General features: G+C 66.7%; 7 protein-coding genes and 1 tRNA gene. 3 read left to right on the top strand and 5 right to left on the bottom strand.

Translation table 11 applies throughout. The features are described 5' to 3' along the window. The 5 genes from H5T60_07165 to H5T60_07145 all read right to left on the bottom strand — a co-directional run. On the bottom strand, positions 1–1,101 hold a 1,101-nt coding region (locus tag H5T60_07165), incomplete at its 3' end, for a peptidoglycan binding domain-containing protein (GenBank protein MBC7242209.1). An 11-nt stretch (positions 1,102–1,112) separates the two neighbouring features. Next, positions 1,113–3,623, bottom strand: a complete 2,511-nt coding sequence (locus H5T60_07160) for a hypothetical protein (protein ID MBC7242208.1) — start codon at positions 3,621–3,623, stop codon at positions 1,113–1,115. Between the two features lie 152 nt (positions 3,624–3,775). Then, complete coding sequence (locus tag H5T60_07155) at positions 3,776–5,302, bottom strand: alkaline phosphatase family protein (GenBank protein ID MBC7242207.1); 1,527 nt, start codon at positions 5,300–5,302, stop codon at positions 3,776–3,778. Continuing rightward, positions 5,289–6,101 carry an inositol monophosphatase gene (locus H5T60_07150; GenBank protein MBC7242206.1) on the bottom strand — a complete coding sequence of 271 codons (813 nt, stop codon included), beginning with the start codon at positions 6,099–6,101 and terminating at the stop codon, positions 5,289–5,291. The genes H5T60_07155 and H5T60_07150 overlap by 14 nt, the downstream gene beginning before the upstream one ends. 375 nt (positions 6,102–6,476) lie before the next feature. Next, positions 6,477–6,551: transfer RNA gene (locus tag H5T60_07145), tRNA-Pro, on the bottom strand. A gap of 184 nt (positions 6,552–6,735) precedes the next feature. Between H5T60_07145 and H5T60_07140 the strand changes: the two genes are divergently transcribed. From H5T60_07140 to H5T60_07130, 3 genes are all read left to right on the top strand, one after another. Further along, positions 6,736–8,571 carry a DUF2723 domain-containing protein gene (locus H5T60_07140; GenBank protein MBC7242205.1) on the top strand — a complete coding sequence of 612 codons (1,836 nt, stop codon included), beginning with the start codon at positions 6,736–6,738 and terminating at the stop codon, positions 8,569–8,571. A gap of 5 nt (positions 8,572–8,576) precedes the next feature. After that, complete coding sequence (locus tag H5T60_07135) at positions 8,577–10,028, top strand: hypothetical protein (GenBank protein MBC7242204.1); 1,452 nt, start codon at positions 8,577–8,579, stop codon at positions 10,026–10,028. A gap of 90 nt (positions 10,029–10,118) precedes the next feature. Further along, positions 10,119–10,376, top strand: a complete 258-nt coding sequence (locus H5T60_07130) for a hypothetical protein (protein ID MBC7242203.1) — start codon at positions 10,119–10,121, stop codon at positions 10,374–10,376. Positions 10,377–10,484: the final 108 nt, after the last annotated feature.

Below are 10,484 nucleotides of genomic sequence, written 5' to 3'. Positions count from 1 at the left end.
GGTGATGACCTCCACCGGCAGGGGGATTTCGCGCATCTGGCTGAGGGCATGCTCCTGGATGAGCTGAACCGTGCGCGCCACATCCAGGCGGTAGCCGGCCTGGCTGGGCTGGAGCACCACCAACTGCCGGGTGTTCAGGTTGTAGTCGATCTTCCCCTCGATCGGTGGGCGGTTGACCTCTTCGGCGATGGCCTCAACCCGCTGGGTCAGCGCCGGCTCCGAGAGCACCGCCACGCCGGCCACGCTCCCATCGCTCTCCACACGCTGTTCCAGCACCAGCATGTCGGCCAGCTCCTGCGGCGTGAGCACCCAGCGGTTGGGGTTCTGGTCCGCCGGCCCTACGAGCACCAGCGGCGCGGAAAGGATGCGCTGTACCCGCTCCGCCAGCCCCTCCAGATTCGTGATGAGCGGCTGTACCTCTCGCACAACCAGGGGCAGTTCGCCCCCCTGCCAGTTGCGGACGCGCTCCGCTAGAAGCTCCAGGGTGGCCGCCTCGTCCACCTCGTAGCCGACCTGGCTGGGGATGATTTCGACGCGAGTTTCGGTCACCCGCAGGGTGGCCTCCCGCACTGGGCGGTTGACCTCTCGGGCGATAGTGCTGAGATAGCGGCGGGCTTGCGCCGGCTCCAGGCGCGCCGCCGGCCGGATGGTATAGCCCTCCCGGAAGGCGCGCCACTGCTCCGCCAGGGAGCGCAGTACGTCTTGTCTCCGCCCGACCCGATATGCCTCTTCCACAGCGCTGTCCAGGTCCACCTGAATGCCGAGGTCCGCCTGACTGGGGATCCAGACCTTGTCGCCGAAGGTCAGGATAGGCCACCAGGGGGAGGCGTTGGCGTAGAGGGCCGCGAGGGCTTGACGGGCCTCCGCCGGCGTCTTCCCTCCCAGATCCAGCGGTTCCACCCGCACGCCCGGGTAGATGCGGCCGCGGTATTGGAGCTCGAAATATGCCACCAGGCCCATACACACGGACAGGAGCAGGCTGGCAAGCAGGAGCAGTATAGGGAGCGCCAGCGAGGCGCGCGCCGGCGGTGCGGCCACCTGGGCCGCGTCCTGTATAGGGGAAAAACGTGCGACCGGCTTCCTGTCCTGCAAAAAGGCCATGGGTCGTTTCCTCACGCCGGCTGGTAGGCCGGCACCTCCACGCGCTGTTCCGATTCCGCCATCACGAACTGCCACATGGGCGCCCAGCCCACGCCGAAGATGTCCACAGCGATGTCGGTCTTGCGGGGCTGGACCCGGATCTCCTGGATGTTCTCCGCCAGTTGGGACCAGCGCTGTTCCAGGGCTTCCAGCTTCTCATTCATCGCTCGCTGGAGGCCCTCCAGCTCTTTCTTCAGCTTGGCGATGGTGGCGACCGACTCATCGAGGTCGGCCTTGGCCAGTTGGGTCATGCGCCGCCGGCGGCTGGCCGAAGAGAGCACGCTCGAGCGGCGCCGGCCGATGAACATTCCCACCAGCGATTCGCCGGCGGAGAGCAGTTCCTCCTGCTTGCGGGCCTCATATTCGAGACGATCTTGCTCCAGTTCCAGTTCCTCGCGTCGGATGCGTTCCTGCAGGCGCTCGATCTGTGCGGCATACTTGGCGCGGATTTTCTCCGCCTCGGCTTCTTTCTGCTGGCGGGCGGCTTCTTCGCACCGCCGGCGGAAGCCCTCTGCCGTGTCCTCCGGCCGGGCATATACCTTCAATAGGGGGTGATAGCTGATCACCAACGCCTGCGTGCGGTACAGATAGCCGGCGAAGGCCTTTTTCCAGAGGGCTAATTGGCGGGCGTTGGCCAGCGGCTCAGGGACATCGGCGTACAGGGCACCTTCTGCCCCCTGAGTCTCCAGGTCTTTGGCTGTCAGCTCCAGCGGTTGGGCGGCGGCCCAATCCGGCACGGCTGTGATGTGCTCCGGCGGCAGGAGATACATGAAGGGGGAGGTGACAAAGGTGCCGCTGGGGGTATGGGAAAACTGCACCTGGCCGGCCATCAGAAGCGCCGGCCGGTACACCAGCCGCGTCTCCGCGACCTGGCCGGAGACCTTCTTACGGGCCTGGATGTCCGGCAGACGCACCGGCAGGAAGTATTGGGGGATGCCGGCCGGCAGGGCCGGCGGCATGGTGCCCAGGTCAGGCGCCGGCTTTGCCGCGGGAGGCGCGGTCATAGCCACCGCGGCCGGCGCGGGAGCGGTTTGCGGAGCCTGCACCGCCGGCGCGGCCCTGAGTGCCTCGGCCGGCCGCCCCTTCATCAGCTCCTTCACCTGCACCTTGGTCAGCGGCCCCCGCAGGTAGGACATGGCCCAGCGGGTATAGAAAACCACCGGCGCATCCTGGTGGACGTTGTGCAGGATGAACTGGCGGGGTTTGAGACTGCTGATCAGCTTATCGAAGTAGGCGCGGTCGAAGCGCCCGCCGGCGCTGGAGAAGACGGTATCCAGCCCTTCCAGCATGCGGATTTTGTCGCGCTCCGCCTGCAGGCGGCCGATGAACCAGGTGCCGGCGTTCGTCAGGCCCTTATAGTCCAGGTCCACGGGGTTCTGGGTGACCAGCACCACACCGAGGCCAAAGGCGCGCGCCTGCTTCAGCAGGGTCAGCAGGGGGCGTTTGGAGGGCGGCTCCGCGGTGGGTGGGAAGTAGCCGAACACCTCATCGAAGTACAGGATACAGCGCAGGGAAGTGGTGCCGGAAAGCGTGCGCATCCAGCCGATGACCTGCTGAAGAAGCAGGGTGACGAAGAACATGCGCTCCGCGTCGCTGAGATGAGCGATGTAAAAGATGGCGACACGCGGCCGGCCGTCGGGCGCCTTGATGATCTGCGGTATTTCCAGCGGCTCGCCCTCCAGCCACTGGGTGAAGCTGGGCGAGGCCAGGACGTTGTTCAGCGCCATGGCCAACTGCATGCGCTCCGCCGGCGGGAAATAGGTGTCCACGTCAAAGACGCCCAGCTTGCGGATGGGAGGCTTCTGCACCTGCATGATGAGCGCGGCCAGGTCCAGGTCCTCGCCGGCACGCCAAGCGCGCTCGAACAAATGGGAGAGCAGGACATGCTCCCGGTCGTTGGTGGAGTCTACCCGCACCTGTCCCAAGCTCAACAGAGCGCTGACGATGCTGGAGATTTTCTCGCGCAGTTCCTCCTCGTGCTCCTCCCAGGGAAGGTCTGGGACGGCGAAGCTCTGCAGGATGTTTACCGGCACGCCGGCACTGCTCCCCGGCGTGAAAATGACGAAATCCGCCGATTGCTTCAACTGCCGGATGCGCTCCGGCCCCTGCCCGGATTCGGCCAGCCCCTTCGCCCACAGATTGGCGACGTACCCGGCGTATTCCTCCACGGTCATGTTCTTGCGGCGCGCGTCGTCCACATTCACCCAGGGCAGGAAATCCTCCGGGCGGAGGTCGGGGAAGGTCAACAGCATATTGGTCAGGTCGCCCTTGGGGTCAATGATGATGGACGGAATCTGGTCCAGCGCCGCCTCTTCCAGCAGGTCGATGCACAGGCCGGTCTTGCCGCTGCCGGTCATGCCCACGCAGACCGCGTGGGTGGTCAGATCTCGGGCATCGTACTGGAGGATATCCCCCAGTTCGCCGGTGTCCGGGTTCACCAGCCGGCCCAAGTAAAAGCTTGCCGCGCGCTCAATCTCACTCATGGCAACCTCCCGCACATATCCCACCCGCATCCCATCACGACAGTGGACCGTTCCGGGGCCCTCTTTCTTTAGCCATTATACACTTAGCCATTATACAGGGGCGCGCCGGCCCTGTCAATGAAGTGCACAAGCCGGCTGTGCAGTTTTCAGGTTTAGTTTGCGTTCATCCACTCTCGCAGGGGCCGGCCCTGCACGGAGTCCGGTATCGGCATCTGGAGCAGGGCGCCAATGGTCGGGGCGATATCCAGCAGGGAGATGGGGCCGACCAGGCCGTAGGGGGTGATGCCCGGGCCGGCCAGCACGAAGAACCCGCGCATCTCTGGCAGGTCGGACGCATAGCCGTCGGCAACGCCGGCCTCCGCCCACCAGGTGCGGTTTTCGCCGCTGGGGTCGCCGTCACGCAGGACCACACCGGGCGCGGCTTGCACCCAGAAATCCCCGGCGCCGGCATCCGCCCATCCCATCTGACGGGCGGCATCACCCGCCGCGACGCGCCGCAGTGCGGGCTGATCGCCGGCGGCGGCTCCTTCCAGCGCCTCCTGCACGCCCTCCACGTAGGCGGCCTGCACGGCGGGCGCGCTGTCTGCCGGCAGGTGGATCGAGAGGAACGCAGTCCCGCCGGCGGTGACGATGCGAACTGTGTCCGGCGGCACGGCCGGCGCGCCATCCCGCAGTACCGCTTCCAGATTCAGCACGCGCTGGTACGATAGTAGGCCGTTGGGGGTGCCGACCGCCGTCACCGTTTGCGCCATATCTACCACGGAGAAAAGCGTTCCCAGCGCTCCATCGAGCCGGCGGTAAGCGGTGCGCGTCAGCGGGTCGTAGACATCCTCGCCGTGCAGCAGGCCGGCCTCTGCCGCCAGGGTCAGCGCGTCAAAGACGATGACCATGGTGCGCGGGGAATAGCTGGACCATATCCAGGCGGCAGAGCGGGCCTGCCAGTCCAGCCGGCGGTACAGGCGCTCGACGAAATCGCCCGCGGAGGCCGACGGGAAGGGGATGGTTGGTGGCTGTCCGAGCGCGTCGGTCATGGCTTGGGCCAGGCCGGCCGGGAAAGTGTGGAGCGGTTGTGCGTCCGGGCGTTCGGCAGAGGATGGGCCATCCGCCAGGGTGACGAAGATATCCGCGCCGGCGCCGTCCGGCTCTGTGTCTGACCAGAAAAGGACGGCATCGGCTTGCCCGCTCTGTCCGTCCCATGCCCATACGGCCGGCGCGGTGAACAGGGCGGGAGGTTCCGCTCCGCTGAGGAGACCGGACAGGCGCGGCCGGCTTCCCCGCACCAGGCACTCCAGGTTGAGATTGGTCACCGCCGGCTCCACTGGGGCGACGTATTCCGGCACGACGCCGCCGGCGGCCAGCAGGGCCAGGTTGTGCATCGTGCCGTCGGTGATATAGGTGTGGAGATAGTCCGGGCGCGCACCAGGCAGGAGGATGAACAGGGCGCGGCGGGATGTCAGCGCGTTAGCGGCCGGCATAACGGTGGATACCGCCCCGGGCCAGGGCGCTGGGGTCGGCGCCGGCGGCAGGGTGGGCGCCCTGCCGGCCAGCGTGCTGAGGGCCAGCCCGATGAGCACGGCCGCGGCGATCACCATCGCCGGCCAACTGCGGGAGAACCAAGAGGATGCCGGCTCGTCCTCAACGGGAACGATGACCGGGCGCAGGCCTTCAGGCATCGTCACCTTCCGCCACATCCGGGGCGAGGCGGGCCAGGAGCGCATCGTGGATAAAGCCATTGGTGGCCATACAGGTGGGCGTGTTCCACCAATCGGCCTCTCCCTGAATGCCAGTGACGCGTCCGCCGGCCTCCTCGATGATGATGCCGGCGGCCGCCTTATCCCAGGGGAACAGCGTCAGATGCAGATACGCGTCGGCGCTCCCGTCCGCCACCAGGCACAGCCCCAATGCCGCGCTCCCCATGATGCGCCATCCTCCCAGGTCATGGCTGTGGCGGTCAATGATGCGCATCATGCGCTGACGCGGGGCCTCCTGGCGGGGGAAATCGGTGGCGATAATGAGGTCCATCCAATCGGTGCGCCGGCTGACCTGCAGGCGCTCCCCGTTCAGGTAGGTGCCCTGGCCGCGTGCCGCCTGGTAGCACTGCCGGCGCAGGGGGTCATAAATCACGCCCAACAGCGGCCGGCCGTTCTCGAAGAGGGCGATGGAGACGCAGAAGAAGGGCAGGCCGCGGGCGTAGTTGGTGGTGCCGTCCAGCGGGTCAATGATCCAGCGGTAGGGGGAGCGCCGGCCGTTATCCCCGTGGGCGCCGGTTTCCTCGGTCAAGATATCATGCTCGGGGAAACGCCGGCGGATGACGTCGAGGATGGCCTTTTCGGCCGCCATATCGACCTCGGTGACGATGTCGCGCAGGCCTTTGGAGCGGATATGATGGTACTGCCGCCAACCGCGCATCAGTTCGGCGCCGGCGCTCTCGGCGGCTTCCACCGCCGCGGAGCGGAATTGCTCGATGGAGTCAGCCATGCTGTGTCAATGCTCTCCTTCTGGTGACAGTTTGCCGGCCGGGTGGTCAGCCTGCCGGCACGGACATGCGGGATTATACCCCTGGCCGCGAGGGACGTCAAAGGGAATATGCCCCCATGCGATTGTAAGCAAACTGTAAGCTTCGTCGGCGCAGGCCTATGCTATAATGGCAGGCAGAAGGACAGCATGCAGAGAGATTCGGCGGAGGTATTATCCAACATTTTCCCGTTTATTCTCGATTATCACTATTATCGAATCCCACCTCCCATTATCCCATCACCTTCGTGTGGTCCCAGGATCTCCGCCTCTCCTGGGACCACCAATTTTTTGCGCCGGCCAATAAAAAAGCGGGCCATCATGGCCCGCTTGTGCCAGTCGGGGCGAGAGGATTTGAACCTCCGACCTCACGGACCCGAACCGTGCGCGCTAACCGATCTGCGCTACGCCCCGCTGACAACGCCATTATAATCGAACTGCGCCGGCTTCGCAAATTTGCACCCGGCTCGCGCCGCTACCGCGTATTTCTCCCCTCTGCCTGGTTTATGGTATCATGCAGGCGGTCGGCCCTGCGGCCGCTGAATCCTTTTTGGCGACGAGAGATACGTTGTCCGCTACCCGGTGGAAGAGACTGGCAGTGCGACTGTTGCCCTGGGCTGTGTTTGCCGCCGGCCTGGGTCTCTATAGCGCTACCCTGGCCCCGACTGTCGTCACGGTCTTCGACGACAGCCCGGAGTTTCAGCTTGTCTGCTACCGCCTGGGCGTGGCCCATCCGACCGGCTATCCCCTTTACACTCTGTTGGGTTGGCTCTTCACCCGGTTACCTATCGGGGATGTGGCCTACCGGGTCAACCTGCTGTCGGCGGTCTGTGCCGCCGGCGCGCTGGCCGGCCTGTTCGTCCTGGTGCGGGAGCTGACCGGGCGCCCGCTGGCCGGCTTGCTCTCCGCCCTGGCGCTGGCTGTCTCTCCGGTCTTCTGGTCCCAGGCTACCATCGCCGAGGTGTATGCCCTGCACCTGTGCATCACCGTCTGGCTGTTGGCGGCGCTGACCCGCTGGGAGGAGACGGGGGCGGAGCGATGGCTCATCATCACTGCCGGCCTCTTCGGCGCCGGCCTAGCCCATCACCGCACCATCGTTTTCCTGCTCCCGGGCTTGGCGCTGGCGTTGGCCCTGCCGGCCAGGGAGGGGGAACCCCGCCGGCCGCGGTGGAGGCGTTCCTGGTGGAAGATGGCCCTGGCCTGCGCCCTTCCGCTCCTGCTCTACGCCTACATCCCGCTCATCGGCGCGCGTGCCGGCTCCCTGGACGGCACCTACCGCAACACCTGGGAGGGGTTCTGGCGGCACGTGCTGGCGCTGGACTACAGCGCCTTCCTGACGGGCAACCCCCTTGCCCAATCGCGCACCGTCGGCGATTACCTGCGCCTGTGGCTGGAGCAGTTCGGCCCGCTGGGCGGGCTGGCCGGCGTCCTGGGATTAATGTGGGCCGGCCGCCGGCCGCGCACCGCCTGGGCCCTGCGGTTGACCTGGCTGGTATGTCTGGCCTTTGCCGCGCTGTACCGGGTGGCAGACGTGGAGGTCTTCCTCCTGCCGGCCTTCCTGGCCGGCGCGACCGGCATTGGCCTGGCGTTTGACTGGCTGGTTCATCGGGTGGGGGCAGTGTCTGCCTTTGGCGCGCTCCGTTCAATGGTCCCCATCCTCCTGGCGCTGGTGCTGGCCGGCCAGGCCCTCTGGGCCGGCGTCCGGGCCTATCCCCAGGCCGATCGCTCCGACGACTGGGAAGTCCATGATTGGGCGGTGCAGGCGCTGTCTGCACCCCTGTCGTCGGATGCCGTCGTCATCGGCATCCTGGGAGAGATGACCGTACTGCGTTATTACCAGGAGACGCAGGGCCTGCGCCCTGATATCCGCACCACTGCCGCCGACCAGGAGCCGGCGCGCTGGAAAGCCATCGAAGGGGCGCTGGGGGAAACGGGCGAGGTCTATCTCACCCGCGGCATGGCCGGCCTGGCCGAACGCTATCACCTGGATGCCGCCGGTCCCCTCATCCAGGTGCGGCCCAAGCCGGCGCCAGCGGAGAACCTGACCTGCGCCGGCGTCGAACTGCTCCCCGGGCTGTGCCTGCAGAGATGGGAAGTTGCCCTGCGCCGCCTGCCGGACGGCTGGCATGCCGGCGTCTCCCTGGAATGGTTGGCCCTGCATGTGTTGGACAGGGATGTGCGTCTCTCCCTGCGCCTGCTGGCCGGCGATGGGAGCACTGTCGCCCAGCATGACCGCCGGCCGGTGCATGAGGCGTATCCCACCACAGCCTGGGCGGCCGGCGAGACGGTCTCTGACTGGCATGACCTGCGGGTGCCGCCGGCCGCACCGCCGGGCACCTACGAGGCCATCATCATCCTGTACGACCCCACCAGCGGCCAGGAATGGGCGCGCTGGGGCCTGGGGCGGGTGGAACTGCCGGCGGGGGACCTATGAGGGGGTTGTGGGTTCGTTCTCTGCCGGCCCTTGCGCCCCGGCAGGCGCTGTGGGCAGTGCGGCTTTGCGCGCTTTTCCTCATCCTTCTCCATCTGGCCGCGCCATATCTCCCCGAGGAGCAGAGCTGGGGCATCTTTCCTTTCACCTATTGGCCGCGCTGGCTGGGGTGGCTGGCCGCCGGCGCCGGCGCGCTGTTATGCGTGCCGCGGGTTAACGCAGTGGTGCGAGCGGCGCTCGGCTGGTTGGGCCGGCATATCCCCGCCCGTCCCGGCCGTCGATGGTGGTTCGCCGGCTTCAGCCTGGCGCTGGCGCCGGTGTTCTGGGCTGGCCGGCTGGTGCACACCCGTTGGGGCGATGCCTATATCCTGGTGAATGCCATCGCCCATCCGGAGGTGCGCCTGACGTACACCTGGCAGGCCCCGCTGGACCTCTTCCTGCACGCCAAGGCCTGGGCGCTGGCCAACCGTTGGTGGGGATGGGATGTGATGCACACCTATCAGGTACTGAGCGTTGCCGCCGGCGTGGTCTTCGTCTTTCTCCTGCTGTGCATGGCCGACGAGATGGGTCGCACGCCGGCGGAAAAGGCCCTCTTCGCCGGCTGGCTCGGTACCCTGGGACTGATGCAGTTCTTTTTCGGCTACGTGGAAAATTACGTCTGGATGACCATCGGCATCCTGGCCTATCTGTGGCTGGGAGTGCGCGCCGCGGAGGGCCGGGCCGACATATTCTGGCCGGCCGGCGTGCTGGGCCTGACCCATGCCTTTCACCCTTCCACTATCCTGGGCCTGGAGGCATCCCTGGTCTGGCTGTGGCGGCGCCGCTGGATAGAGGAGCAGGGACTGCGTCGGCGGCTGGCGATGACCCTGCGCGTGGCGTTCCCGATGCTGGTCATCTTGGCCGGCGTAGTGGTATTGATGGAGGCCGGCGGACACGGCATCCAGGCCCTGCTGGGGGAGGACGCGCCGGGCGGGGGCGACCACCGCTGGTTCGTGCCGCTGACACAGACCGCTACGCGCTGGGAACGCTATACCATGTTCTCGTGGGGGCACTTCCTGGACTGGGCCAATGAACAACTGCTGGTGGCGCCCTTCTCGCTGGCCCTGGTGCTTATCGCCCTGACCACCCGAGCCGGCCGGCGCGCCCTGCGCGAGCCGGCCGGCCTGTTCCTGGCGGTCGCGGCGCTGAATTACCTGCTGTTCATCAGCGTCTGGAACCCGGACTACGGCGGCCGGCGGGATTGGGACCTGTTCGCGCCGGCGGCTCTGCCGCTGACCCTGCTGGCGGCCTATCTCTGGCGCGGCATGGCGGAACCAGCGGGGAAGCCCAGCGGTGATGTGCCCGTGCTGTCCCAGGAGGAGCTGGCCGAAGCGGCCCTGATGGTGGCCGGCGTCTCCGCCATCTTCACCGCCGCCTGGGTTTATTCGAACACTATTCCCTGGTCCTGGCCGGGGACATAGGCGCCGGCGTTTTGCGGAACGAAAGCGGGCATTCCTGCGTTTTATACTTGGGACATCTGCTGGAGGAGAAGAGGAGTTCGCGGACACCATATGAGACCCCGTGGAGCATATCGCTATCCGGAACAGTATCGCGCGCCGGCCGAGGGGCCTGTGCGGCGCGCCGGCGCTCCATCCCCATCGTCGGAAGAATCGGGTTGTATGCCGCGCCTACTGCAGGGCTTTTTCACCGCTTTCTTGCTCACCTTCGCCCTGGGAGCACTGGCGCTGGCCGTCGGCCTGTTCGGCTATGTGTACATCGCCCTACAGCTTCCGCCCCCGGAGGAACTGACCAGCCGGGCCGCCTCGTAGACCGCGAGGGACTGCGTCCTGGAGATGAGCGCGTGTACAGCGTGGACGTAACCGAGGGAGAGAGGCTGCTCGTCACCCTGGCCTGGTCCGATCACCCTTCCCTGCCGG

Source organism: Anaerolineae bacterium, assembly GCA_014360855.1.
Lineage (GTDB): Bacteria > Chloroflexota > Anaerolineae > JACIWP01 > JACIWP01 > JACIWP01.
This window is presented reverse-complemented; position numbering and strand designations above follow the sequence as displayed.